Annotated in this window: 18 protein-coding genes; 9 read left to right on the top strand and 9 right to left on the bottom strand. The window is 68.6% G+C overall.

All coding sequences use genetic code 11. The features are described from left to right. The first annotated feature begins 23 nt into the window (after positions 1-23). Together ACFWPT_RS12525 and ACFWPT_RS12520 are read left to right on the top strand one after the other, a co-directional pair. Positions 24-992, top strand: coding sequence for a TauD/TfdA dioxygenase family protein (locus tag ACFWPT_RS12525; RefSeq protein ID WP_380371637.1), 969 nt, complete (start codon positions 24-26; stop codon positions 990-992). Between the two features lie 136 nt (positions 993-1128). Continuing rightward, positions 1129-2406, top strand: a complete 1278-nt coding sequence (locus ACFWPT_RS12520) for a hypothetical protein (protein ID WP_380371635.1) — start codon at positions 1129-1131, stop codon at positions 2404-2406. A 712-nt stretch (positions 2407-3118) separates the two neighbouring features. Here the strand turns inward: ACFWPT_RS12520 and ACFWPT_RS12515 are convergent. From ACFWPT_RS12515 to ACFWPT_RS12490, 6 genes are all read right to left on the bottom strand, one after another. Continuing rightward, on the bottom strand, positions 3119-4156 hold the full coding sequence (locus ACFWPT_RS12515; RefSeq protein ID WP_380481578.1) for a tyrosine-type recombinase/integrase: 1038 nt from the start codon (positions 4154-4156) through the stop codon (positions 3119-3121). 941 nt (positions 4157-5097) lie between these two features. Then, positions 5098-6318 (bottom strand): tyrosine-type recombinase/integrase, encoded by a 1221-nt coding sequence (locus ACFWPT_RS12510; protein ID WP_380481576.1) that lies wholly within the window; start codon positions 6316-6318, stop codon positions 5098-5100. Positions 6319-6355: 37 nt separating this feature from the next. Further along, on the bottom strand, positions 6356-6607 hold the full coding sequence (locus tag ACFWPT_RS12505) for a hypothetical protein (RefSeq protein ID WP_380481574.1): 252 nt from the start codon (positions 6605-6607) through the stop codon (positions 6356-6358). 203 nt (positions 6608-6810) lie between these two features. After that, positions 6811-7230 carry a restriction endonuclease gene (locus ACFWPT_RS12500; protein ID WP_380481572.1) on the bottom strand — a complete coding sequence of 140 codons (420 nt, stop codon included), beginning with the start codon at positions 7228-7230 and terminating at the stop codon, positions 6811-6813. A 78-nt stretch (positions 7231-7308) separates the two neighbouring features. Continuing rightward, on the bottom strand, positions 7309-7614 hold the full coding sequence (locus ACFWPT_RS12495; RefSeq protein ID WP_380481570.1) for a hypothetical protein: 306 nt from the start codon (positions 7612-7614) through the stop codon (positions 7309-7311). 4 nt (positions 7615-7618) lie between these two features. Continuing rightward, positions 7619-8539 carry a hypothetical protein gene (locus tag ACFWPT_RS12490; RefSeq protein WP_380481568.1) on the bottom strand — a complete coding sequence of 307 codons (921 nt, stop codon included), beginning with the start codon at positions 8537-8539 and terminating at the stop codon, positions 7619-7621. Between the two features lie 636 nt (positions 8540-9175). Here ACFWPT_RS12490 and ACFWPT_RS12485 point away from each other — a divergent pair. The 5 genes from ACFWPT_RS12485 (at position 9176) to ACFWPT_RS12465 (ending at position 18603) form a co-directional block, all read left to right on the top strand. After that, on the top strand, positions 9176-10720 hold the full coding sequence (locus ACFWPT_RS12485) for a hypothetical protein (RefSeq protein ID WP_380481566.1): 1545 nt from the start codon (positions 9176-9178) through the stop codon (positions 10718-10720). Then, complete coding sequence (locus tag ACFWPT_RS12480; protein ID WP_380481564.1) at positions 10717-11529, top strand: hypothetical protein; 813 nt, start codon at positions 10717-10719, stop codon at positions 11527-11529. The genes ACFWPT_RS12485 and ACFWPT_RS12480 overlap by 4 nt, the downstream gene beginning before the upstream one ends. A gap of 17 nt (positions 11530-11546) precedes the next feature. Then, entirely contained in the window at positions 11547-16007 is a 4461-nt protein-coding gene (locus ACFWPT_RS12475; protein WP_380481562.1) for a hypothetical protein, read from the top strand. Continuing rightward, on the top strand, positions 16004-17209 hold the full coding sequence (locus ACFWPT_RS12470) for a Wadjet anti-phage system protein JetD domain-containing protein (protein ID WP_380481560.1): 1206 nt from the start codon (positions 16004-16006) through the stop codon (positions 17207-17209). Before ACFWPT_RS12475 ends, ACFWPT_RS12470 begins: the two co-directional genes overlap by 4 nt. A 287-nt stretch (positions 17210-17496) precedes the next feature. Then, the gene (locus ACFWPT_RS12465) at positions 17497-18603 is read left to right on the top strand and encodes a hypothetical protein (RefSeq protein WP_380481558.1); all 1107 of its coding nucleotides are present in this window, start codon (positions 17497-17499) and stop codon (positions 18601-18603) included. Between the two features lie 554 nt (positions 18604-19157). Here ACFWPT_RS12465 and ACFWPT_RS12460 read toward each other — a convergent pair. Together ACFWPT_RS12460 and ACFWPT_RS12455 are read right to left on the bottom strand one after the other, a co-directional pair. Beyond that, entirely contained in the window at positions 19158-19511 is a 354-nt protein-coding gene (locus ACFWPT_RS12460) for a hypothetical protein (protein ID WP_380481556.1), read from the bottom strand. Beyond that, the gene (locus ACFWPT_RS12455) at positions 19508-19897 is read right to left on the bottom strand and encodes a hypothetical protein (protein ID WP_380481554.1); all 390 of its coding nucleotides are present in this window, start codon (positions 19895-19897) and stop codon (positions 19508-19510) included. Before ACFWPT_RS12455 ends, ACFWPT_RS12460 begins: the two co-directional genes overlap by 4 nt. A 3553-nt stretch (positions 19898-23450) precedes the next feature. Here ACFWPT_RS12455 and ACFWPT_RS12450 point away from each other — a divergent pair. Together ACFWPT_RS12450 and ACFWPT_RS12445 are read left to right on the top strand one after the other, a co-directional pair. After that, on the top strand, positions 23451-23903 hold the full coding sequence (locus tag ACFWPT_RS12450) for a hypothetical protein (RefSeq protein WP_380481553.1): 453 nt from the start codon (positions 23451-23453) through the stop codon (positions 23901-23903). Between the two features lie 123 nt (positions 23904-24026). Beyond that, positions 24027-24278: a hypothetical protein gene (locus ACFWPT_RS12445; RefSeq protein WP_380481551.1), complete on the top strand. Its 252-nt coding sequence runs from the start codon at positions 24027-24029 to the stop codon at positions 24276-24278. Positions 24279-24583: 305 nt separating this feature from the next. On the opposite strand, the gene ACFWPT_RS12440 is transcribed toward ACFWPT_RS12445, so the two are convergent. After that, positions 24584-24733 carry a hypothetical protein gene (locus tag ACFWPT_RS12440; protein ID WP_380481549.1) on the bottom strand — a complete coding sequence of 50 codons (150 nt, stop codon included), beginning with the start codon at positions 24731-24733 and terminating at the stop codon, positions 24584-24586. Positions 24734-26967 lie beyond the last annotated feature (2234 nt).

Raw genomic sequence — 26967 nt, 5'->3', positions numbered from 1 at the left:
ACCGACCGGAGGGAAAGGACCTCATGACGGAAGCAACGGGCGCGGGGATCGACGTCCGACAGCTCGCGGGCCACATCGGCGCCATGATCGACGGGGTCGACCTCGCCGAAGCCCTGCCCGACCCGACGATCGACGCCGTCCGCGCCGCCCTGCTGCGCCACAAGGTGGTCTTCCTGCGCGGCCAGCGGCTCGGCCACCCCGAGCACATCGCCTTCGGGCGGCGCCTCGGCGAGCTGACCCGGCGTCCCGGCCGCAAGCACGGCGTCCACCCGGACGGGTACCCCGAGGTCCTCACCGTCGATCCGGACGTGGAGGACACCCGGCACGGCCAGCGGTTCGAGGAGCGACTGAGGCCCAAGGCCCTGGAGCCGTACTCCGGCTGGCACGTCGACCTGGCCGCCGCCGTCAACCCGCCCGCCATCTCGGTCCTACGGGCCGAGACCGTCCCCCCGTACGGCGGCGACACCCAGTGGACCAACCTGGTCGCCGCCTACCAGGGCCTCTCCGAACCGCTGCGCGTGCTCGCCGACGGACTGCGCGCCGAACACACCCTCTACGCCGCGAACCGCCTGCTGCTGTCCGACAAGGAGGACGTCGAAGTCCTGCGCCGGCTCACCGAGGACACCCTGCTCTCCGTCCACCCGGTGGTGCGCGTCCACCCCGAGACCGGCGAACGCGCCCTGTTCGCACCACCCGCGTCCGTCACCCACCTGCGCGGGCTGCTGCCCTGGGAGAGCCGCCACCTGCTGGAGCTCTTCCACGGGCACATCGGCCGCCCAGAGTACAGCGTGCGCTGGCAGTGGGCCCCCGGCGACGTCGCCATCTGGGACAACCGCGCCGTCGCCCACCTGCAACCCGCCGACCTGGACCGCACCGACCACCGCCGCACCCTCTACCGGGTGACCGTACTCGGCGACCGCCCGGTCGGCCCGGACGGCTTCACCTCCGAGGCCGTCCACGGCGAACCGCTCACCGCGTACCGCGGCAGCTGACCGACGCTGACGACCGCTCCTACAGCGAGGACTCCCGCCAGTGGCACCAGATCGTCCGCAAGCTGCTGTTCCGGGCCCGATCCGCCCAAGCCGGCCAGCCCTGAACCTTCCCTCGACCCGCCTGACGAGGTCTCCCATGGACAGCACGCCGGACAGCCCCCTGTCACCGCACGCCCTCGGGCCGCAGCTGCTCGAGCGGCTCATGGCCCCCCTGCGGCAGGCTGGTTGGACCCAGGCAGATCAGTGGTACGAGGACGAAGAGGACGAGGACGATTCTGGCGCCGACGCGGCGGCAACGGTCGAGCTGAGCCGCTCCAACTTCCACCTCTTCATCAGCTGGTCTCCGGCCACCGGCCGCCTCGTCATCGACGACCCCACCGACGGCTGGGACTGGGACGGGTACCTTCCTCCGCTGTTCGCGCTCGACGAGCCGCTCATCATCGACCTGAGCCCGCAATCCACCCAGGTGGACAGGGCGGAGGCCGCACGCCGGGCTTTCGCCGCCGCCGGGCTGCTCGACGTGACGCGCATCTATCTGCCCGGCGACGAGACATCGCTCCGCGGGACCCTGAGCACCCTGTTCTGGAAAGAGCACATCAGCCCCGCGATCCGTCGGCACCGCCGCGAGCACGACAGCCTGCAGGTACTCAGGGCGTTCGGCGAGGACTTCTACTGGCGCATCGGAAGCGGGCTGCGTGCCTACCCGGTGATCTCCCCCGACTCGGTGCCGTCAGCGGCAGCGCGAGGGATCGCCGAATGGTGCTGGCGGCGCGAGAGCGACGTCGAGGACTGGCACTTCAAGATCGACGACATCGCGATGGCCCGGGCCAACATCGCCGCCACCCGGGCCGTCCTGCCCCACGTCCACCTCGAGGCCATCGACTGGCACGCTGTGCGTCTCGCCCTCACAGCCCCCGCCCGCCGACTCGCGGACGGCCAGGCCCTGCGGGACACCTTCGAAGAAGGCTGGGGGCCGATCCTTGCATCCATCCACCGTGAGATCGACCTTTGGCAACAGGTCGACGAGGATCTCGGCGCGGAGGCCACCATGCGCCTGCTCTCCATGCATGGTTCCCACACCGAGTCCGTTGGCGAGTGGTGGGGCTCAGGCTGGTTCGAAACCGTGACCCGCAGCGCTATCGCCCGTGCCGCGGATGCCGACACCCTCCCCGCCTCGGTCCTCGAGGTCTTCACAGACCCGGAACAATTCGCTGACGCCGCCGGCGGCCACCCCGACCTGTTAGACGATGACACCTTCGCTTGGCTGACACGTGCCATCTTCCACAAACGGCTCCTCCAGCAAAAGGCCCGTTTGCCCCGGACCACCGCACTGGCCCTTCCCGACTGGGCGACGCAGAGCCTTCTGGCCCTGATCGAATCGGACGATGAACCTTCACCGACAGAAGCGTCATGATGAGCGAAGGTGCCCACGCAGGCAGGCACCAAGAGCCAGATGGCGAAGCATCCACCCGAATCGTGGGGTCGAAGCATCGAGCCGGGCCGGCAGAGGGCTGTTACTCCGTGTGGCCGAATCCGATGCTGGGCCTTGACGCTGTTTTGGGAACAGCCGATTTGGGTGCTGGTGGACGCAGTAGGACTTCTCAGGACGGCAAGGCCTCAAGCTGGGCATGGTCCTCGGTTCGTCGGGATGCTGTCCGAGGTCGCGGCCCGCAGCCTGCTCACCGCCCGCCCCGAGGCAGTCGGCGTGCGCACCCTGCCGATGAGCCTGGCCTCCGTCGCCGCCGCCCCGCTCGGCGCGGCCCTGTCCGGATGCTTCGGTGCGCCGCCGACGTCGACTAGCGGCGCCGGACAGACTGCGGCCAGAGGTTGCCGACCGGGTGCGCTTCGTCAGCGGGTGAGGGGCAGGCGTAGAAGCGAGCCCGCCCGCGCCTACGACCGGCGCTCGCGACTGCGCACCCTGCAGAAAGGGTCAGCTCAGGCCGCGCGCCGCCCCCGCAACCCTCCCGGACTGGGCAGCTCACGACCTCCTCGACATGCTCCGCCCGGACTCCGAGGAGCACGAGGCCCCAGCTGCCGACGCCACGCTCGGGCGTCCCTGACCGGCCGCACAGCCAGAGACGCCTCACCCCGCCCAAGCCGCAGTACGGAAGCCCTCCGACGCGCGGCTACGCCGCCCGCCGGAGGACCTCACCAGGCCCGGGGACCGGACTCCGTCCGGCGGCGGCCCGGTCGAGGGCCTGGGCCAGGGCGAGCACGGCCTGGTCGGCGGAGTCCTTGAGGAGGTGGCCGTAGAGGTTGATCGTGGTGGCGATGGTGGAGTGCCGCAGGGTCTTGGAGATGACGGCGACGGGGATGTTCTCGGCGATCATGATGCTGGCCGCGGTGTGGCGAAGGTCGTGCAGGCCGATCCTGGGCAGGTCGAGCTCGGCGGTGCGCTTGCGGAGCTGGTCGAGGACCCACTGGGGCCGTAGCGGGGTTCCGCCCGGGCGGCCGAAGACCAGGCCTTCGAGCCGGCCCTCCGGGTCGCCGGCCATCTGGATGGCGGCCTGGTGGTGGAGGGCGGTCATGACCCTGTGGGAGAGGCTGATCCAGGCGCGGCCGGCCTCGGTCTTGGGCTCGCGGAGGTGGATCTTCCCGTTGTCGATCGCGGCGAGGGTCCAGCGGACGAACAGCTTGCGGTCCATGAGGTGGACGTCGGACCAGTGCAGGGCGAGGACCTCGCCGCGGCGCATGCCGGTGCCGAGCATGACCTCGAACAGGTCGGTCAGCTGGTCCGCGTACTGCTCCGCACTGTGCTGCAGGAAGGTGGCTGCCTGCTCGGGGGTCCAGCAGGTGCGCTCGGCGGCGCGGGGCTTGGGCGGCACGGAGTGCTTGGCCGGGTTGTAGCGCAGGCGCCACGAGCGGACGGCGGCGTTGAGTGCGTTGCGCAGGGTGGACGCGGCCCGGTAGACGGTGACGCGCCCGCGCTGGGCCTCCAGCTGGGTGGTGACCCAGTCGTCGATGTGTTCCGGGCGCAGGTCGAGGAGCCGGAGGTGGCCGAAGGCGGGGACGAGGTCGCGCTCGACGCACGCGGCGTAGCCGGCGTAGGTGTTCGGTGCGAGGTGCGGCTTTCTCGTGGCGAGCCATTCGCGCAGGTAGCTCGCGACGGTGGTACGGCGGTTCTCGTATACCCCGCGCAGCTCACCGTCGAGCACCGCCCTCATCTCCCGGGCCGCCTCAGCGCGGCTGGCGAACCCGCCCCGCCGACGCGTACGACGCCTGCCCTCCTCCGGAGTGAGGTCGACGCAGTACGTCCACGACCCGTGACCCGCCTCCTCCAGCAGCCGCACACACCACGGACCCAACTGCTTCCCGTGCCCGCCCGTACAACCACACCGCCGGTAGACCCGACCACGCCGTGCACGCTGTCCCATGAGCTTCCCCATTCTCTCGGACCGGATGATCCCGAGACCAAGGTTCGCCGCCTCGTCGGGCGTGGCGGCAGAGCGTGCGGGGCGGTGCGCGAAGCACGTCAGAACCACAGGGCGACGACACGCTCAAGACGACACACCGCCCGGAAGATCACTGTCCGCAACCGGTGGGTAAGCGACCATGATCCGTCCGCAGGACCGGGACCCGCGGGTCGGCTGACGGCATCGACGCAGGGGCGGTCGGGCAGGTACGACGCCGCTTGCTGAAGGGCCGACAGGTTTCGATCACACGCAGTAGCTGTGGCGGGGCGCTCGGCCTGGGGACCACTTTGGGACCACACCCGATGAGCGCCTATGGGCGCCCATGGTCCGAAACGGACACTTCTGCACGAAGTAAACACTGAGCAACTGTCAGCTCGCTGCGTCGGCGATTCCGTTGAGAAGTCCCAACTCACTTGCACCTCAGGATGGTTGAGCAACAACGAAGCCGAGGCCACGAGGCCTCGGCTGCCGACAATAGTTGAACCCCTTGACTGGGGGTCAAGGGGTCGCAGGTTCAAATCCTGTCGTCCCGACTGTGAAGTCGGTTGTGAGAGCGGGTACTTGGGAAGCCAAGTACCCGCTCTCAGTCGTTTCCGAGGGTCGTGTGGTCGCAGGGTGGTCGCGTCCGACTCTTTGACCTGGCGGTTTGTGGCCGGGGTGAGTCCAGCGTGATCACGACTGCTGACGTAGTATCAGTTGATCTCGCGTGGGAGGTCTGCCCGGTCGAGCGCGTCGGCGAGTGCATTGATGGCCTCGCGGGCGGCCTGGGGGAGCAGGTGGCCGTAGATGTTGACGGTGGTGGCCAGGGTGGAGTGCCGCAGGGTCTTGGAGACGACGGCGAGCGGCACCTGGGAACTGATCATGATGGTGGCGGCAGTGTGGCGCAGGTCGTGAAGGCCGATCTTGGGCAGGCCGATCTCGGCTGAGCGTTGGCGCAGGGTGTGCAGGAGGCGTTCGGGGTTGACGGGTTTGCCATCCGGGCGGGTGAAGACCATGCCGTTCGGGCGGGGCTGGTCGGGATGCATGCCGCGATGGCGGGTGGCCTGGCGGCGCAGTGCGGCCGTGACGCGGGGGGAGAGGCTGACCCAGTTGCGGCTGGCGCGGGTCTTGGGCGCTTGCAGGTGCAGGCGGGCGTTGTTGATCGATGCGAGGGTCCAGCGTACGAACAGGACGCGCTGGCGAAAGTGGACTTCGGGCCAGTGCAGACCGAGGACCTCGCCGCGGCGCATTCCGGTGCCGAGGATGACCTCGAAGATGTCGGCGTAGACGTCGTTGTAGGTCTCGGTGTTGTGGCGGAGGAAGGCGGATGCCTGCTGCGGTGTCCAGCACCGGCGCTCGGGTGCGGCGGGACGCTTGAGCGCGGCGTTGCGGGCGGGATTGCGGGCCAGCAGGTCGGCGCCGACGGCGGCGTTCATGGCGCTGGAGAGGATGGTGCAGCAGCGGTGGACGGTGGGGCGTCCGCGGCCGGCGGCCAGCTGTTTGCGGGACCAGGTGGTGACGTGCCGATCGCGCAGGGCGTTCAGGGGCAGGGGACCGAAGGCGGGTATGAGGTCGTGGTGGACGTGGCGGTGATAGCCGGCGTAGGTGGTGGCCTTGAGGACGTCCTGCTTGGAGAGCAGCCACTCGGTCAGGTACTCGGCGACGGTCAGGGTCTCGTCCAGTGCGATGCCGGTGCGCTCTGCCGCCAGGAATCGCTGCAGGGCGGTCAGGGCCGCGTTCTCGTCGGGGAAGCCGCTGCGGCGGCGGGTCTCGCGCTTGCCGGAGGTGCTGGGCAGGTCGACGGCGTAGGCCCAACGGCCGTGGTCGGAATAGGTGTTCAGTATCGGGCAGCGGGCGCCGTACTGGCGTCCGGCGGCGTCGCGGCAGCCGCAGCGCCGGTAGACGCGTCCGCGCTGGGGATCGGTCAGGCTCATGGGATTCGCTCCTTGTGTGATCGGACTGCCGCAAGCATCACGCCGTGGCGCCCTGGCGCGGCAGGGAGCGGATCATGGCGCGGACGAAGCGAACTGCGCGACCACCTGTGCCTGTGAGCTGCGGCGATCCCTTTGGAAAGCGAACAAAGGGGCGGGTTGGCGAATTCGGCGGCTTCTTCTTGCGGCGCGACGGCACAATTTCATGAGCGTCGAACAATGAGTGCTGTAGTTCGGTGATCCCCCGAGAGCCTGCGTGCGGAGCATCGGATTTCTGGCGCGCAGCAGTCATTCGGCCTGCCGGATCCTTGGGGTGTCTCTCACGCCTACCGAGCGGCCGGTGGAACGGGAATGCGCTACGGCGGCCTTCGGCCGCGCCTGGGGGTAGCTGGGATGGGGACTGACACTGCGGGCCCGCCTCATGGGCGCTGATCGACCGGCGGCCGTGGAGACCGCAGGCTCGGGCAACTGCGCGGCCCTCGTCCAGCTCCGCGTTCATCGCGATGTAGAGGAGGCGCCGTGGGCCCACCGTTTTAGGGTCCGTCGGCCGACCAGCGCCAGATCGTGGCGAGCAGCGAACTCCCGGACGCCTGCTGTGAACCCGTTGAGCCCGATCATGACTGGCACGTCGGCGCTGTGCTCGGGCCGGGCGGTGCCGTTGAACATCTGGATGTCCCTGGTGCCGACCGGCCTCCTGTAGTGCTTGCACTGCACGACCACCTTGCGGTTGTGGTCGTCGTAGGCGATGACGTCCGCCCCGAGGCCGCCGGAGCGCCCGGAGTGCTGGAAGTTGGTGAAGCCGTCTCGGGCGAGTGTGGCGGCGCACGCCTTCTCGAAGTCGGTCGGGTCCATTGCGTCGAGGTGGTGCATCCGATAGACCGGGCCGGCCGGTTCATCCTCGTCGTCGAAGGGCATCTTCAAGACATCGAGGCCGAGGCCAGGCCGACCATCCTCCTCGTCGATGCGGCTCGCACGGGGCTGTCGTGGATGAGGTCACCGGGGACCTGAGCGCGTCGTCTGGCCGATCTGCTTTCGGACACCACCCCCTTCGTCGGCGTCGGTGTGATGATCCCGACGCTGGACAAGGCGGATGTGACGATCTCCCTTGCCCTGCGTGGGAATGCAGCGGCGGATGACCTGGACGCCGCGAAGAGGCTGGCGGTCGATCTCGGGCTGGACCTGACCGAGTAGGCCGGTCAGGGTGCTGGGGGTGCTGCCCCAGATGACAGGGGCCATCTGGGGCAGCGTCAGCTTGGCTTCGTGATCGCGGACGACGGCCTCCGGGCTGGTGCCGACCAAGTCGTCATCGGTCTCGGTAGGTGGTTTCGTCCACGGGCGCTTCAGCCCCGACGTGGTCGTATGCGTCGTCATCCAAGAAGATGATCTGGTCCAGGTCGCCCAAGTGCCCGAGAAGGCTGCTGCCCACTTCGAGGTCACACGCCGCGCAGTGGAACCCGTAGGGTTCGAAGTAAAGCTCCTGCGGGGCATCGCCGACGTCGCCGAGACTGCGGACGATTCCCACCCCGCCAGCTGCCCATCCCTGAGAACCGCAGGCCGGGCACTCTCTCGGTTCCTCCCGGACCGCGGTGAGCATCGGCTGACGGGTGATTGCGGCCAGAACCACATCACGCTCCTTGCGTGACATGTGCCCGAAGCGCTGTTCGAACACTGCGCGGGCCTTGACCAGCAGCGCTTCCGCCGCGACACGTTCCTGCCGCACCTGCTCGTCAACCAGCTTGTCATGCAGGACGAGGTAGGGACCCCAGTAGCCAGTGGGTGCGATTTTCAGTTCCTCGAGAACCGGGTCGACCAGGCGCAGGCAGATCGTGAAGACGGCTTCGGCTTGTGTCGAGTCGTGGATCGCGCTGTGGGCGACCCCGTTTCGGGCGTCCGCCAGAGGCTCCAGGGCCTTCCTGTCGATCGGGATCTTCCGGGGAAGGAGCCTGAGCACACGCTCATGGGCTTCAGCGAGTCCGATGGTCCTGACCTTGGTCAGCGGAGCCGCGTGGGCGCCCAAGCCCGTGGCATGCAGCAACGAGTCGAAGTGTCGGCCGTCGACGATCAGGGCCGGATGCAGCCCAACAAGGTATGCCTTGAGCAGGTGCTCTGTCGCGACGCCCGCATGGTGAACGGCGAAGTCGTAACTATCCGGGCCCTCGACGAAGGCCGCAAGGGCGGCATCCATCCACCGCTGGGATGAACGCTTCAACTGCTCTGCATTCATAGCTGAGACGATAAGACTGCTGGACCGTCACCGCTCGGAGTTTTGCCAGCGCCCGCTGTCCGGCGAAGCCTTGGGATTGGGGCGGTCGCGGAGTTCCGCGGCGTATCGGGCCCACTTACCTCCCGACTGGGTCCAGGCCGTGCCCGTCTCCGGGCTGGTCCCAGGAGTTCCGTCAGAAATGTTGCCAGCAGCTGGGTGGAGAGCCCCATCGGGACGGACGTCCGGCCCGGAGGGGAGTAGATGCCCAGCCGCTTGAGGAGTTCCCCAAACGGTGGCTGCCTGAGGTGCTGGCTGGCGCTGGACCTTGCCGCAGCGATGGCAGGCCGGGGCGGTGATGCGGGCTGCTGCGGTGCATCGAGGGGCGCAATCGGCGCGAGGTTGCCAGCGAGCTGACCGTTACGGCCAGTGCGTTTGAGGTCGCGCGAACGTACGGTTCTCAACCGACGTGGCAAGCCTGCAGCTCAGGACAAGATCCACGGACACTTTTGACTGTGACGGGACAACTGGTTCGGGTGTCGGTCGGCGGGAGGATTCAGCTTCCGAGAATAATCGTTTGACAGTTCGAATATGACGTATTGTCAGACCCTCCCTCTAGCTTGGCCCTCGTGTCGGCCATCTACGGAAGGGGCCCTGCCAGTGTTCTTCGAGGAACCGACCGCGGCCTACGAGAGCCTGACCGCACGTATGAAAGCACTGGCTGTGGTTCGCCCGATCGTCGGCCTCGACTCCAGCAAGGCAAAGACTGAGAGGGGCTGGCAAGGCTACCGGCTCGCAGAACTGGCTCTGGCGGCCGTCGACTTCGTAGCCCTGAGCAGCGACATGGGCACGATGGTTCGCCAGGATGCCGTGGCCAAGGAAGTCGCACGATACGCGGCTCTTCAGGTGCCCGAAGGGACGGAGAGAGAACGTGAGGCCGTTGGTACGTGGATCACCGAGCGACTGATCAACGTCGAGGAGCGTGACCGTGCGTTCCGGCAGCCCATCGGCACCCTTGACGAAGAAGGCTTCTCCGTAAGGGACTTCCCGTTCCAGATCCTCAGGGAAGTGCCCGACGAGGTTGGGCGTGCCGCACTGGTGGTGACCGAGGCCGCGATCAATGTCCTCCTCCACGCGATCGACATCGACGTCGCATCGGCGCAGATCGCGGCCGAGGCCCGACTGACTGCGATGCTGAAGCGGGCCCGCATCGAGGACGCGTTGCAGGCGGCACTGCACGCCCGCCGACAGAGCCTGCGCTACGCGAAGCAGCTCACCGCCTGGAGGGCCGCCATGCAGCGCAGCGTACGCGCCATCAGCTGGGCGGACCAGGTCGACGAGGAGGTCGAACTCGCCCTCGATCATGTCAAGGCGCGCTCCGATGCCGAGACTGCCATGCAGCAGCGGGTGGGCGAGCTGCTCGCAATCACCGAGGACGAGCAGAAGCGCCAGCAGCTGATCGATCTGGACGCCGTGCTCGCTGACTGCCTCGACCGCCACGCGGGGCTCACCACCTTGCTGATGGAGCTCGGCCCGGAGTTCCGCCGACAGCAGGACCGGCAGGTGTTCGTCGTACCCGCGCTGCACACACGGGTCCACCTCGAGGACCAGCTGCTGCGGCCGGTCCTCGAGCTGCCGATAGACACTGCGATCGGACCGCTGGCGGCCTTCACCCGCGCGGCCTTCGGCTCCAAGCGCCCGCACGTGCTCTACCTCCCCGACTTCTTCGCCGCACTGTGCCGGGTCACCGAGATTCAGCCTTTGGAGCCGGTTGTGGTTCAAACCGATCATGAATGGGACGAATCAGCCGACGAACCTCTGTTCACCGCAGAACAGGAGCAGGACGTGGCAGACATGCTCGCCGGCGTGCCGGCGGCGGGAGTACGCCTGTCCTCGCTCCTGCAGCAAGCACGGCTCAACCCGCCAGGCGCGAGCCAGCGGTGGGGGACCGATCAGCTGGTCGCGCTACGTGTCCAGGAGCTCTTCCGCAACATCCCCGTCTCCCGGCTGGCCGAAGGGAGGGAGTCGGTTGTGGCGATCGACGACGGCGTGGAGCTGGATGACCAGCGGTTCGGAGGATCTGACTTCCTCGTGCTGAGCGTGCGGGCCGACCCCGCCAACGCCATGGGAAGTCCGCCCGCAGCCCGTCCTATTCCCTCGCCCCGCCGTCCCGGCGCCCCTGCACCCATGAAGGACCAGGTATGACGAACGATGACGTGGCGGACGCCACCCGCATGATCGCTATGGCCCTGGGCCGCGGCAGAGCGCCGGCACGATCGAGCGAGTACGCGAGACTCGTCCAGCGGTACCACCGAGACCCTGACTATGCCCGCATGGTGCACATGGCGGCGAAGGGCTTCGATCTCACGGTCCTGGGTGTCGACCACCGCTCAGGACTCATCCTGGGCACCACCGCGGAGAGCTCACTGTCCTTGTCAGTCACCGAGCTGGTGCCCAATACCGGGGACCGGCCGTTGTATCTGCTCGCCCAACTCGCCATCGCTACTCTCGCGTTCCCCCGGCCACAGGACCTGGACGACGACGAGTTCGTGGGCCGTGTCACCGTCAGCGCCGTCGACGACTACGTGCGCGAACACGCTCTGGCGATCGAGCAGCGCATCAACGCGGCCGGTGAGGATCAGGACCCGCCGACCGGCCAACCGGGGCTGGAAGCCCTGTGGCGTGCGTACCTGCGGCGCAGCGCCACGGGCAGGACCAAGGGCGACAACGAGCCGTTCGGATCCAGCCGAAAGATCGTCGAGCGGGCGCTTAAGCACTTGGTCGATTACGGCTTCATGCACAAGGTGCCAGGCGATGGCGAGGGCACATACGTCACGCACGTGAAGTACCGCGTGCAGATCCGCGAGCTCGCAGCCGGCGAGATGCTCAAAGAACTCGCGGCTCTGGGCATCTCCCGTCTGCCGAGCAGTGACCTCGGACACAAAACCGGTGATGCCGCCCCTCCAACGCCCGGCGCACCTGGTCCCACGCCCGCCGCAACCCTCGCCGACTGACCCCACGGGAGTCCACTGTGTACGAGTTGAACCGCGTCCTGCTGCGGAACTTCGGCCCTCGCGACGCCCGGTACGAGTGCGTCGACCTCGACCTGTCCGGGGTCGGAGAGCCGGTATCGACCGGCGCTCTGGTTCCCGACGCCGGCCACGTTCCCCGTCGGCCCTCGCCCGCGAGCCTGGTGATGCTGCAGAACGGGGGTGGCAAGGGCGTGCTCCTCACCGCAATCATGTGCACGACCATCCCTTACCGTCACAAGGATCTCGAGGCGCTTCGCAAGTTCGTCGTCTCGCCCGCCCAGCCGTCGCACATCGTGATGGAGTGGGTGGACGCGCGCACCGGCCGGCTCCTGGTCACCGGTCAGGTCCTCGCGCCGGCAGCAGACAAGAACCTCAGCAGGCTCTTCTACAGCTTCCAGCCCGGAGCGGCCCTCACCGCGGATCGCCTGCCATTCCACCATGACGGCACCTGGCTCTCCTTCGACGACTTCTGCACCGAGCTGCGGGACCTCAGGGCCCGCCATGAAGGACTGGGCCTGCGGGAGGAGGCCGGCCAGAAGGAGTGGGAAGCCCACCAGAGCAGCCTCGGCCTCGAACCCGACCTGTTCAACGTCCAGCGCGCGATGAACGCTACCGAGAGCGGTGCCGCCAACGCGTTCACCACGACCACGTCCGCTGCCTTCGTGGAGTGGCTCCTCACGAAGGCTTCCGACGCTTCCGATTACGACGCGGTCGGCAAGATGTTCGCCGGGTACGCGGGGGCAGTCTCGCAGTACCAGCTTTGGCAGAAGGAGCGCGCGTTCGCCCTCGAGATGCAGCGCCAGTGCCAACAGGTCGACGACGCCCACACGGCACAACTTTCGCAGGCGGCACAGGCAGCACAAGCCTCGACGAACCTCGTGGCGCTGGCTTCGACACTCCTGGCCAGGGACAGGCAACTGGCCTGTGAGATCGAGCTTTGCAGTACCGCCTACGAGGAGGCGGATGTCGAGAACCGGACGAGACTGGGCGCACAGGACGCAGCCGACCGCGCGCTGCGACACGTCCAATGGCACAGCCTCCGGCTGGATCTGGCCGACCTGGAAGCCAGGCGGACGGATGCCGAGGCGAGGAGGTTCGAAGTCGAACGGGAGCGCGACGGCTGGACCCAAGTTCCGCTGGCCCTGGCCCTCGCGGCTGCCCGCCATGCCTTCGACAGTACCCAGCTCGACCTGACCCGGGCCGAAGGGGCCATCGCGCCCTATGCGAGGGCCGCCGATGACACCGCAGCCCGGCTGAGGATCAGCCTGCGGCTGGCAGAAGAGGCCGCCCGTAAGAAGATCCGCGACTTGCAGGAGGCCACGCGCGCCAGCGGGATCGACGTCAGCCAGTGGCGCGCCCGCATGGGCGACCTGCGCAAGCTCGACGGTGTCGCGGAGGGCGAGACGGCGAACCTCAGCTCGCTCGTCGCCGAATTCGAAGCCGCCCTCCAGCGGGCACGCGAATCGCGGGACGTGCTGGCCGGAGAGACGGCGGCGGACGCAGCTGCCCGCTCCCGTACGGCGGAAAGGGACCTGGGGGAGCAGGCCGACGATGCGAAAGCAGCTGTCGATGACGCGAAGACGAGCGCTGCCCAAGCTCGGGCAGAGCTCTCCACTGCCGATGCCGCCGCGTCCGCGGCCAGAAATGCCGCAGACAACGCGAGCGCTGTGATCGACAGGCTCCGGACCAGGGCGCGGCACATCCAGCGCGATCCCCTCAGCTCAGAGCTGCTGGAGACAGAACTCGACGCGACCGGCGATGATGCCTTGACCTGGATCGCCGTTGCGGCAGGGCCGCTGCACGACGTCGCCAGCCGCCGCCATGCAGCCCTGGAAGGAGCCCTCACAGCTCAACGGCGCAAGCTGGACAGAGACCAGGAGTACCTGACCGCCCTGGACACCAGTGCCGGACTGCTGCCCGCGCGCACTCACGTCCGCGAGGTCTGCGACGCCTTGCTCGGGCACGGAGTCGCTGCACATCCCGGATGGATCTGGATGCGCGACAACCTGCCGACCGACCTCCACGCCCGGGCAGTGTCCGATCACCCCGACCTGGTGGACGGAGTGATCGTGACCGACGAGTTCGCGCTGGAGAAGGCGCGCCAGTTCCTGGAAGATCTCCGCCCACTGCCGGCAGCGGCCGTGGCCATCGGAACCGGCAACCGCTTCGCCAACACGGCCCCCAGCGACCAGGCGGGGCGCACCGTGGTGGAGCCCACACCCGCCATGCACGATGAACTGGCTGCCGCACGCGAGCGAGAGATCGTCGAGACGCGTATCCGGGAGACCTCCGAGGAAATCCAGCAGCAGGAAACACGCCGAACGGCAACGGCACGACTCCTTGCCGCCCTGGACCACTGGCAGGACGAGATCGGAGAGCTTCCCCTCGACGTACGCCTTGAGGAACTGAGCAGCCTTCAGGCCGCCTCCGGAGCCGCCAGGGAAGCAGCCGACGCGGCCTCCAACCGAACACAGGAACTCGAACTTGCCCTGGGCGAGACCGAGTCGCAACGCGATAACGTCCTCGCCCAGTGGGCAGCCCAGCAAAGGACGGCAGACGACCTGGAGAGGCTGGCCGACAGCGAGGCCGAGGCCGGCCGTGCCGCCGACCGGATCGCCGAACTCGAACGCCAGACCACACTGCGGCTCGCCGAGTTCGGCAAGCTGGAAGCAGCCTGCTCCGCAGCGGAGGACGAGAACCTTCGCCGTGCCCGCCTCATCGAGAATCACGAACAGGAGGCGGCCAGACACAGCGGGGAGCTGGAGGTGATCACGGCCACCGACGAGGCCGAACGCCGCCAGGCACAGGCTGGCGTGCTCGCCCCCCTGCCCGTGCTGCGACAGCAGTACCAGCAAGCCGCCTCCGATCTACACGCCCGTGAGGTCGGTGACGACCTTCGCGAGCGCGCGCGGACTGCCGAGGCCGACCTCCAGACCTGCCAGGCCCTCTGGAAGAAGGTCCCGCCCTCTGTACAAGATCGAGCACAGGCCCTCGCGCAGGACACACGTGCTGACGATGCCATCCAGCGAGATGCCCTCGTGCGCAGTATGACCGAGCAGACCACGCGACTGCAGACCGACGAAAGCCTTCTCAACTCGGAGTGCGCCCGCGTCCAACTGCAGCTCGAGCAAGCCCAACCGGCAGAGGGCCAAGCCTTTCTGGAAGAGGAGGCCGCACAGGAGTGGACCCCGCATGACCGGGCCCAGGCCCAGAAGCTGCTCGAGACAGCCGGAGATTTGAAGAGCAGCGCGGACCGGGCAGCGCGGACGGCCGGGGACTCCTTCGACGCCGCGGGCCGCGCCAAGAAGCAGGCTGAGCGTAGCCGCACCGCCCTGGCCCCGGTCCTTGCACTCTTCGAGGCGGCGATCAAGGGCATGCCCATCGATCAGGAGGCCGCACCCTACCCTGGATCACTTGAAGGCGCCGAGTCCAAAGCCCGAGAAGCCGTGAGCGTCCACACGACAAGCCACAAGCAGCAGGGCGCTGCCGACCGAGCTGTCGAAGGAGCCGTAGCCGATCTGAAGGACGCCGTCTCCAACGTCGCCTACCACGACCTCGACATTCCCCTGCGCGCACAGATTTCCGCCCTAGACGGACGAATGATCCCACCCCTGGCCGCCGATTTCGTCACCGCTCTCATTGAACGCGCCGCTGTCCTGGCCTCCCAGCTGAACGGAGTCGAGCAAGTACGCGAAACCCTGGTCCTCCAACTGGCAGGTCGTGTCTCCGAAGAGCTCAAGAAGCTCGACCGCGCCAGCGCCTTCTCAGTCTTCCCCGACGACGCCGGCCCATGGTCGAACCAGCGCTTCCTGACGATCAAGTACCAGCCGCCGGAGCAGCCCCTGCTCCATGGGCTTGTCCGCGAAGCAGTCCAGACCATGGCCACTGCCCCCAACGCTGGTGGGCTCAAGGGAATCGACGTCGTCATGCGCTGCCTCCACCGCGCCGTCCCACGAGGCTTCACCGCCAAGGTGATCAAACCAACTGCCTCGCGCACCATCGAGCACGTGGGCGTGGAAGACATGAAAACGATCTTCTCGGGCGGCCAAGAGCTCACCGGAGCCATCCTCCTGTACTGCGCGCTGGCCGCCCTGCGAACCTCACCAGGCCCGCGTAGCCGCACTCGGCACGGCGGCCTCCTCATGCTGGACAACCCCATCGGCCGCGCCAACGCGGACTACCTCATGCAGATCCAGCAGGAGATGGCCACAGCACTCGGTATCCAGCTGCTCTACACCACCGGACTCAGCGACGACAACGCCACCCTGCGGTTCCCCCTGCGCATCCAACTGCGCAACGACACGGAAGCCCGAAGCGGACTGTCCCTCGTCCGCATCGACGAACGCGTGCGCGCATCCCTGCTCCCCAGGCCACGGGTCACACCCGATCCCGAGGTCCCCGAACCCGCCGGCTACCTGAGCGCCGCCCGGCTCTACACCAAGACCGAGGCCGGACAATGACCACGCCGCAGGACGGCCCGGTGCCACCCTTGTCTCCAGCCGCCACCAGGCTCAACGACACCCTGCAAGCCAGGACCCCCGGCAGCGGCACGCTCTCTCGCACAGCCTTGACGGAGGCATTCGCCTCTGCTCTACCGGGTCTGTCCCACAGCGGCAAAAGCCGCCAAAGCCTCGCCACCCTGCTCATCGAGCTTGCCGACGCGCAACTCCTCACCCTGCCCTCCAACCCGGCTAAGTGGGACGCCGGGCGCCCCCCACTGCCCGACGCCGTCCGCATCGTCCGGCACCACCCGGTCCCCTCGGCCACCCGAGAAGCGCGGTCATGGAGACCAGAGCTCAGCTGGGTATCGACCGCGCGCGTCACCACCACACAGACGAACATCCTGACCGCGATCAACCGGTGGTTTCGGGACACGAGTAACACAGCGCAGGCCCGCCGCCCCCTGTCCCTACGCGAACGATCCCACGAGATCTTCAACGACGAGAAGCGCCTTGACAGCCTCATCGGCGGAGCGCTCTTCGGCCCGGGCCGACTCGACCTCGACCAGCTCGCAACCTACCGGGAAGCCCCACCGCTCGCCTACCGACACCTCGGAGACGGCGACACCATACTCGTGATCGAGAACAGCGATACCTTCGCCACCCTGCGCCACCTGCTCCAACGCGAGCCCGGACGGATCGGCTACATCGCTTTCGGTGCCGGCCGCGCCTTCGAGGCGACCGTTGCCAGCATCACCGAACTCCGTCAGATCCGACGCATCCTCTACTACGGAGATCTCGACGCGGACGGCCTGTCCATCCCGGCCAGGGCCTCCATTACCGCAACGCTCCTGGGCCTACCGCCCGTTGAACCAGCGGAAGGCTGCTACAAGCTCCTCCTCACCCGCCCTCGCAACACGGCACTCAAGGTCGATCCGAGCCACGCCCGGTTGCTCGTGGAGTGGCTACCGCCCGCCCTGCAAGATCAAGCCCTCGCCATGCTCACGGCAGGCGACCGCGTCGCCCAGGAAGCCGCAAACCAGAACCACCACCTCGAAGACACTCAGTGGCTCACCATCCGGGAGACGGCACGAATGGCGTCCCGTCCACACTCCGATCCTCTCCCGCGAGGTGCTGACGGCAACGGCGCTTCGGTCCCGGCGCCGCAGGCGGCGCAGCCCTGCCCTCCAGCCAAGATCCGAGAACCTCATGCACCGAGCTGATCAGACCCCCGCGATCACCTTCAGCCGCGTAGCCAGCCCCTTCGATCAGTCGCCGCACACTCTCCGGGGTGCCGCGAGCGTGCGGTTTGAATCCACGCAGATCAGAAGCGCTCAGCAAGACGATAGGTAGTGCAAAACCTGTCGTGCGCGGATCCGCGAAGGAGTCACCCTGATGGACCTGTTGAACAATCTCAAAGCGCGCTGGGCTCCAGCGGGTGTAGGTATGCCATAGCCAAGTCCAGCGGTGCGCCAGTCACGGCGGAGTGCGAATTGAGAGGGTGTGTCTGATGGCGTTGCGACGAGGACGACCGGGCAACCTGGGGCTAGAGGTTCTGCCGCTTATCGAACTTGCGCTGCCGGAACCGGACGGGCAGAAGTTGCTTCGAGACAGGCACGCAGAGAGCGTCACTGCGATAAGCGACGCTCTGCGTTCCTCGCTGGACAACATCTCCAGACTGCAGGGCATCCAGGTCCAGTATGCATTCGAAGCCGTTGTTGTGGCCCTCGGCTCTATCCGACTGATTAAGACCGAGGACACGGGGCTGTTCTACTTCGATGATGCCGAGGGCCGGCTCCAGCCGCCGGACTTCCGCATCGTGCTGAGCGACGGTACGCAACTGCTGGTCGAGGTAAAGAACGTGGCTCCAATCGGCGACGGGCTTGAGGCGAAGGTACGAGCTAAAGACATGGCTGCGACTCAGGCGTATGCCGCAGCCACAGGCGGGCGGCTGCTCTACGCGCACTTTTGGAGCAGCATGGCCATGTGGACACTGGTTGACCCATCCGTCTTCCGCCTCGATGGGAGGCAGCAGCGGTTGTCCGTCACCAATGCGATGAAGGCGAACGAGATGCACCTGCTCGGGGATGGACTACTCGCGATCGAGCCGGACCTCAGCTTCTCGCTGATCATGGACCGGGGCAAGGAACGAGTGGTGGAAGAACTCGGGGACGGCGAGGAGACACGAGCCTTCACAATCGGCGGGGTGGAGATGTTGAGTGCTGGTCGTGTCATCACCGACCCCGACGAGCAGCGACTGGCTTGGTTCCTGATCTGGCACAGTCCCTGGCCAGAAACCCAGGAGCCGCGCTTCGACGACCAGGGACGGCTGGTGAGGCTGGATCACGTGTTTGCCCCGGAGGTCTCAGATGCGGACGAAGCCCGTCAGATTGAGGAGTACGGATTCGCGAACTTCGGCCTTCTCAGCTCGCTGTACACCTACCAATTCTTGGAGGCCACCACTACGGACGAGGGTGGCATCCGAGCCCTCCGGGAAGAGCCTGAGCCAGCCGTACTCGCCCGCCTGATTCCTGACGATTACTGGGACCGACCGACGCCTGTACTCCGCCTATGGCGGTTTCAGTTGCTCCCGGCAGCCGAAAGCACGCGCCCTTGAGTGTGGCGAGTGTGCGGTCGCCGCCGGCTCGGCGGGCGATCGCGGTGACGCTGATCTCGATGCCCTCCCGGGAGTGGTGGCAAGGGCGGTCTGGACGTGCTGGCGGTGGCGCCTGTGTCGGCTCGGCGGCCTTCGACCACGGGCTGAATACCCGGCTCGGGCGTGCTCATACGGGTCGCTCCGGTCCAGGTCGGGTAGGGCTGGCGGATGCGGGGCATGCCGAGGAAGCCCTGACGGGTCTTGCGGACGATCTGGGCGGCCTGCCGGATATGGTCGCGTTCGTAATCGGTGAGCTGGTCGACATCCATGGCGACGCGCTGGATCAGCTGCCGTACCCGGCGGATCTCGTGTCGGCGGACGGAGAGGCCCAGCCGGTCTGCGCAGCGCGGCACAGGCCCCGAGGGGTCCGCTTGAGCCCGGCATCAGCGCGGTCGAGGGCGACGACGGCTTCGTCGGCGGAGTCCTTGAGGAGGTGGCCGTAGAGGTCGACGGTGATGGCGAGGTTGGAGTGGCGCAGATCTTGGAGACGACGGCGAGGGGGATGCCGGCGGCGATCATGATGCTGGCGGCGGTGTGGCGCAGGTCGTGCAGGCCGATCTTGGGGAGGTCGAGTTCGGCGGTGCGTTTGCGGAGCTGGTCGAGGACCCACTGCGGGCGCAGAGGCTCGCCGTCCGGGCGGGCGCGGCCACGAAGTGGGCGCTGGTGTCGAGGAAGTCGGCGCCGACCACGCAGCTGAACAGCATCCGTAGCAGGAGGTTTCGTGCGAGCAGCGTGTCGGGGGCGGCGGGGCCTGTAAGCCAGGGTGGCAGCGGCACCCGGGCGGTGGGGGTGATCTCGGGGACGACCGCGGAGGTGCGGGCGATCGCCTCGTCGATCAGCGCCTGGTGCTTGTGAGTTCGCGCTTTCACGGAACCGATGAGTGTCTGTAGGTCCTGGTACGCGCGAGAAGGCCGCCGCGGTGTCCCTGCAGGATGGCGGCGAACGGGCGCCCCGCGTGCAGGGCCGCCAGCCACGCGCCGGCCTCCTTGTGGGGGACGCCGACCTTCCCGTCGCCGGCTTCGGCGGCGTTCAGGCCGTGGTGCCAGGAACAGGAGCCCTTGCCGACGTTGTGCACCAGGGCCAGGTACCCGGCCGGCTCCGCGGAACCGAATGCGCCGCCGAACTGCCGTGCCAGAGCGGCCGATCCGCGCAGGTGGTCCTCCAGGGTGTGGCGCCGGCCTGGTAGGTTCCGGCTGTGCGCCCGCAGGGGCGTCACACCGCTGCTTGACTCCTCCATACCGATCAGACGTCCCATGGCCGGGACCCTTCTGTTGTTCGGTCTGTCATGGCGGCGTGGTTCGGAACCCGAAGTGTGCATGTGACACGCGGGTCGCACCGAAGCAAAGTGTCCGATTCCGACGGATCCGGGCCCTTGGGAACACCCCAACATCTTGGATCGGAAGCCAAGTTCTCGCTGCTCGGTCAGAGTGGCGTCGCCCTTCGGGGGACTGAGGATCGCAACCTGCTTGCTCTGGTGACGGCGATCGAGGCATCCCGCGTGGCGGTCGTCCTCCGGGGCGACGGAGGTTCGCAACAACTTGGGCCCGAGTTCGCCGACAGCGGACCGACTCTTGGCGGTCGCCTTCGGGGACGACCGAGGATCGCAACATCCCCATGACCGACGGCTCGGCCGTCACCCAGCTGGTGGCGGTCGCCTTCCGGGGCGACCGAGGATCGCAACCACACCCCGTCGTTACCGACGAACGAACGCACCAGGTGGTGGTCGCCCTCCGGGGCGACCGAGGATCATAACTGGAACTGCTGCCGCTCGGTGGCCAGCAGCTCGGTGTGGCGCTCGCCCTCCGGGGCGAGCGAGGGTCGCAACATCGGAAAGGGCGGGTCTACGAAGACCCACACACCCTGAGGTGGCGCTCGCCTTCCGGGGCGAGCGAGGATCGCAACTGCTCCACGCGGACGTTGCCGTCGGCGCGCGGGTCGTGGCGGTCGCCTTCTGGGGCGGCTGAGGATCGCAACGAAGTCCTCATGTCTCAGGCGCTCGGCCCGGCGGCATGGCGGTTGCCCTCCGGGATGACCGAGGACCGCAACTTGAACCTGGCGAGGGCCTGGCGGACCATGGCCAGGTGGCGGTCGCCCTTCGGAGCGGCCGAGGATCGTAACAGGTCCTCCAGGTCCCGGGTCGCCTCGGCTCGGGGTGGCGTTCGCCTTCCGGGGCGGCCGAGGATCGCAACAGCCTGTTGTACGACCGCACCTACGAGGTCAGCAAGTGGCGGTCGTCCTCCGGGACGACCGAGGATCGCAACCAGTCGGTGCCCAGGCGAGGGGAGGCCGAGGCGGCGGTGGCGGTCGTCTCCGGGGCGGCTGAGGATCGCGACATCGGCCCAAGGCCGGGCACGTCCACCTGAGCGTCCAGTGGCGGTCGCCCTCCGGGATGACCGAGGATCGCAACCCGCGCTACGGGTACGGCCCGATGGCGGCGGCCGTCGTGGCGGTCGTCCTTCGGGGCGAGCGAGGATTGCAACGTGGTGAACTGCGGCTGCTCGGCACAGCCGAACCAGGCGGCGGCCGTCCTCCGGGACGACCGAGGATCGCAACCCCAAGCTCACCAAGCGCAGCAAGCAGATCATCGCCGGTGGCGGTCGCCCTTCGGGACGACCGAGGATTCCAACGCGATCGTCAGCGATGCCATACTCGCCTGCCGTGCAGTGGTGGTCGTCTTCTGGGGCGGCCGAGGGTCGCAACACGGTGCCGGAGTCGAGAGCTGGGGTCTCCTCCCAGGTGGCGGTCGCCCTCTGGGCGGCCGAGGATCGCAACCAAATCGCGCGGCCGATCTGCTCGCCCGACCAACTGGTGGCGGTCGCCCTTCGGGACGACCGAGGATCGCAACCTATCGGGGATGCGGACGGCCGCGGAGGAGGGCGAGAGTGGCGGTCGTCCTTCGGGACGATCGAGGATCGCAATGACGCGGCCGTGGGCAACGTGCCGTTCGGCGCGTAGGTGGCGGTCGTCCTCCGGGACGACCGGGGATCGCAACTCCAGGGCGCTCACGCTGATGTTGAGGCGTCCCGCGGCGGCGGTCGCTCTTCGGGGTGACCGAGGGTCGCAACACCGCGAACGGGCTGACCCTGTCTCCAGAAGGCCGCTGGCGGTCGCCCCCCCCCGGGGCGGCCGAGGATCGCAACTCCCTTGCCATCCGCGCGATGGTCTGGCGCGTTGGCCGTGGCGGTTGCCCTCCGGGGTGGCCGAGGATCGCAACCTGGCTGAGGACGTTTGAACTGCCGGGGTGCGCGTGGTGGCGGTCGCCCCTGCGGGCGGCCGAGGATCGCAACCACGGGTACTGTCCGGTGCCGTCCGCGAAATCCTGGTGGCGGTCGCCCCTCTGGGCGACCGAGGATCGCAACGAGCGGGGGCGCACGGCCAAGCCGTTCCGGGGACGGTGGCGGTCGCCGCTCCGGGCGATCGAGGATCGCAACACGCGGTGCCGGCCGACGATCGACGCCGCGACGGCCAGGTGGCGGTCGCCCTTCGAGGCGACCAAGGATCGCAACTCAACGGCGGCGGCTCAGCGCTCGGGGTTGCCCTCGTCGCGGTCGCCCGTCGGGGTGACCGAGGATCGCAACAGGGGGCGGACGGTGGCGCCGATCTGGCCGGCCGGCGTGGCGCTCGCTTTCCGAGGCGAGCGAGGATCGCAACTGGGAGGGTTCCGGTGATGCCCAGGTGCAGGCATGCCGTGGCGGTCGCCCTTTGGGACGACCGAGGGTCGCAACTGGATCAGGCTGGTGCTGATGCTCCTGCCCCGGTCGGTGGCGTCTCCCTCCGGGGCGGCCGAGAATCGCAACGTCCAGGGGCTGACGCGGATCGGCGCTGCGGTGGTGTGGCGGTCGTCCGCCGGGGCGGCCGAGGATCGCAACTCGTCGGTCTCGAACAGCTCCTTCTCGACGCGCGAGAGTGGCGGTCGCCTTCCGGGGCGGCCGAGGATCGCAACGCCAGCAGCCAGCGCAGCTGGTGTTCCCGGTTGGCGGGGGTGGCGGTCGTCCTTCGGGACGACCGAGGATCGCAACACCCTGCGCAACTATTTGCCCGATAACACTGTGAACGTGGCGGTCGCCCTCTGAAGCGGCCGAGGATCGCAACACCTCCTTGCCGCCGGGGAGGGTCTCGACCTTGAGGTGGCGGTCGCTCTCCGGGGTGGCCGAGGATCGCAACCCGACGGACAGGTACAGGCCGATGCCGGCCAGGGCCGTGGCGGTCGCCCTTCGGGACGACCGAGGGTCGCAACTACTCCTGGAACCAGTGACCGCCGGTGAGGATTGCGTGGCGGTCGCCTCTCCGGGCGGCCGAGGATCGCAACTCGTCGAGCATCCAGGCGGCGACGATGGTGTCCCCGTGTGGCGGTCGCCCTCCAGTGCGGCCGAGGATCGCAACCCCAACCCGTCACCTCGGCCACCGCCTGAGGAGACCCGTGGCGGTTGCCCTCAGGGGCGGCCGAGGATCGCAACACCCGCAAGGGGTTGCTTGCGCCGGCGTCGGCGCCGAGTGGCGGTTGCCCTCCGGGGCAGCTGAGGATCGCAACGGCGACTTCTCGGCGTACTTCGTCCGGCAGGTTGAGTGTGGCGGTCGTCCTTCGGGGCGACCGAGGGTCGCAACAACGAGTCGATCGAGAGGACGGTCGGCGCCATCGGCGTGGCGGTCGTCCTCCGGGCGGCCGAGGATCGCACCCTCGGGGGAGAGCGGTGGAGAGGGCAGCTCCGATTATGTGGCGGTCGCCCTCCGGGGCGAGCGAGAATCGCAACTCCCGGGGGTCGACGAGTGCCCTGATGCCCGCTGTGACGTGGCGCTCGCCTTCCGGGGTGAGCGAGGATCGCAACGGCGTCGCCGGGGACCCCTCCCGGCCGCACCCCCCCGGGTGGCGCTTGCTCTCCGGGGCGGGCGAGGATCGCAACGGCGGGACCGCTTCGGGACCGGCGCCGTTCGCCGAGGTGGCGCTCGCCTTCCGGGGCGAGCGAGGATCGCAACGCGAGGTCCCAGGCCGCGGCGGCCTGCGCTGTCGGTGGCGGTTGCCTTCCGGGGCGGCCGAGGATCGTATCCTTCACGACCTCGACCGGGACGGCGGAGCCGCCGTGGCGGTCGTCCTCCGGTTGGCCGGGGATCGCAACAAGCGCCGGGGGACGCACGAGGTGCTCCCGGCGATGTGGCGGTGGCCCCCAGGAGCAACCGAGGGTCGCAACATCACGCTGATGTCGGTCGATGAGCTCAACATGATGGCGGTTGCCTTCCGGGGGAGGCCGAGGATCGCGATCTGAAGCAGGAGTGGGGAGGGATGATCACGATGGGTGGTGGTCGCCCTCCGGGGCGGCCGAGGATCGTAACTGCGACACCAGCCGCAGGAATGGGGGCAGCACCAGGGGTGGCGGTTGTCCTCCGGGATGACCGAGGATCGCAATCGCGCGTCCGACGCCGTAGAGATGCGCCGCACGGGGCGGCGGCCGTCGTCCGGCGCGGCCGAGGATCGCAACGGGGGTACTGGCCTGCGCGGCCGGGGTGTGCTGGCGTGGCGGTCGCCCTTCGGGACGACCGAGGATCGCAACGCCGTCAGTACCGCGCCGGCCGATGCGGCCGGGCTGGTGGCGGTCGTCCTTCGGGCGACCAGGATCGCAACAATCTGCCCGGCGCGGTGAAGTCGGGCGAGATTGAGGGCGGCGGTCGCCCTTCGGGGCGACCGAGGACCGCGACAACGCGGGGGCCGGAGCCACCGCCCTCATCCTGACCAGTGGCGCTCGCCTTCCGGGGCGCGAGGATCGCAACTGGGAGGGTTCTGGTGATGCTCAGGTGCAGGCATGCTGTGGCGGTCGCCCTCTGGGTCGACCGAGGATCGCAACCCGCTGCGCCCGATGGTGATCAACCACATCGACGTGGTAGCGGTCGTCCTCCGAGGCGGCCGAGGATCGCAACGCCATCTCCCCCGACGCGGTGGCCACCCGGGTCAGCGGTGGCGCTCGCCCTCCGGGGCGGGCGAGGATCGCAACGCGATGAGCATCGAGCTGCGCCACGCGGAGCCCAGCGCGCCGGTCGCCCTTCGGGCGGCCGAGGGCCGTAACACCATCAGCACCTGGCGGGGCCCGATCTCCGGCATGTGGCGGTCGCCTTACGGGGCGACCGAGGATCGCAACGGGTTGACCAGCGGCGAGACGTCCAGCGAGGGAGCCCGTGACGGTCGCGCTTCAGGGCGGCCGAGGATCGCAACCGCTTCAGTGCCTCGACATCGGCGCGGAGTAGGGCGAGTGGCGGTCGCCTTTCGGGGCGGCCGAGGATCGCAACACCTACCTCGCCCTGGTGACGGCGATCGAGGCGTCCCGGTGGCGGTCGTCCTCCGGGGCGACCGAGGATCGCAACGACGCCCTCGACGAGACGTACAACAGCGGGATGCGGGGTGGCGGTTGCCTTTCGGGGTGGCCGAGGATCGCAACACGGAGGCTGCATAGACCACCTTCGCCGCCACCCCGAGTGGCGGTCGCCCTCCGGGGTGGCCGAGGATCGCAACGCCTGGTTCTTAGCCTTGATGGCCGCGGTGCGGCTGGTGGCGGTCGCCTTCCGGGGCGGCCGAGGATCGCAACCAGTCCATCGGCCGCAAGATGGGCAAGGGCATCCGGTGGCGGTCGTTCTCTAGGACGGCCGAGGATCGCAACGCTGTGATCGCCAGGAAGCCGTAGGGAGGCCGCGATGGTGGCGGTCGCCCTTCGGGGCGGCCGAGGATCGCAACTCGGTGACGATCGGCACGAACGTCGAGTACGCGGCTGTGGCGCTCGCCCTCCGGGGCGGGCGAGGACCGCAACTTACGGGGCTCGCCGATCAGCGCCATACGGTGCCGCCGTGGCGCTCGCCCTCCGGGGCGAGCGAGGATCGCAACTTCGGATTGGTGAGGCCGGTCGTGCATCACCGCAAGCGTGGCGCTCGCCCTCCGGGGCGGGCGGGGATCGCAACGCGTGCCGGTCCTCGTCGATCCCGGCCGACACGGCGGTGGCGGTCGTCTTCCGGGGCGGCCGAGCATCGAAACCTCCGTAAGATGCTGGAGCTGATCCAGGCCACCACGAGTGGCGGTCGCGCTTCGGTGCGGCCGAGGATCGCAACGCTACGATGGACAGCGCCCGGCCCTGCGGTCCTCTAGTGGCGGTCGCCCTCCGGAGGCGGCCAAGGATCGCAACGACGGCAGACGCGTACGCGCTGTCCGGCGGGGCCAGGTGGTGGCCGCCTTCCGGGGCGAGCGAGGCTCGCAACGTCATGTCCGACGGCACCAGCCTCGGAGCCCGCCCCGGGGCGGCCGAGGGTCGCAACTCCGAGCCGCCCTGGGTCACCGCCGAAGCCGGCGGGTGGCGGTCGCTCCCTGGGGGCGGCCGAGGATCGCAACTACTCGCCCAACTACGTTGTCGTGCTCGACGACGGCGGTGGCGGTCGCCCTCCGGGGCGACCGAGGATCGCAACCACGTTCACGGTCAACCACATGACGGCCGCCATCGCGGTGGCGGTCGTCCTCCGGGGCGGCCGAGGATCGCAACTCCGCCAAGGGCCTGCGGGCCCACCTCGGGCACCCTTGTGGCGACCGAGGATCGCAACGGCTCCCACTACCAGCAGGGTCCTGGCCCGAACTGGAGTGGCGGTCGCCCTCCGGGGCGGCCGAGGATCGCAACATCGTCCACCACCTCTCGGATATCGATGACTCCCCGGAGCGGCGGTTGCCCTCCAGGGTGGCCGAGGATCGAAACAATCACTCGATACCGAGGCAGTACAGCTAGGCAGGGGGTGGGGGTCGTCCTCCGGGGCGGCCGAGGATCGCAACCTCATGTGCGGAACCCAGCGCCCCGACGGTGAAGAGGTGGCGGTCGCCCTCCGGGGCGGCCGAGGATCGCAACATGAAGTCCTCGCGGGCTCGGTAGGCGGTGGCGCTTGTGGCGGTTGCCCTCCGGGGCGACCGAGAATCGCAACGACGGCGACGTGTGCCAGTACATCGGCACGCAGACAGTGGCGGTCGCCCTCCGGGGCGGCCGAGGATCGCAACCTCGACCTGATGCGGTCCCAGCTCGGCCAGGGCGGGTGGCGGTTGCCCTCCAGGACAACCGAGGATCGCAACTACGCCATCAATCCCGATGGGACCTGGCGCTACAGCGGTGGCGGTCGCCCTCCGGGGCGGCCGAGGATCGCAACCACTACGTCCGCCGCCGCACGGGGCAGCACCAGGGTGGCGGTCGCCCTCCGGGGCGGCCGAGGATCGCAACCCGTAGACGTCGACCGCGTAAGTCGCCATTGCCGGGTGGCGCTCGCACTGCGGGGCGAGCGAGGATCGCAACTCGACGACGCCGAGAGTCTGCTGGC

The sequence above is a fragment of the Kitasatospora sp. NPDC058478 genome (genome assembly GCF_042720345.1).
Lineage (GTDB): Bacteria > Actinomycetota > Actinomycetes > Streptomycetales > Streptomycetaceae > Kitasatospora.
The sequence above is the reverse complement of the archived record's forward strand: the minus strand, read 5'-3'. Positions and strand labels throughout refer to the sequence as shown.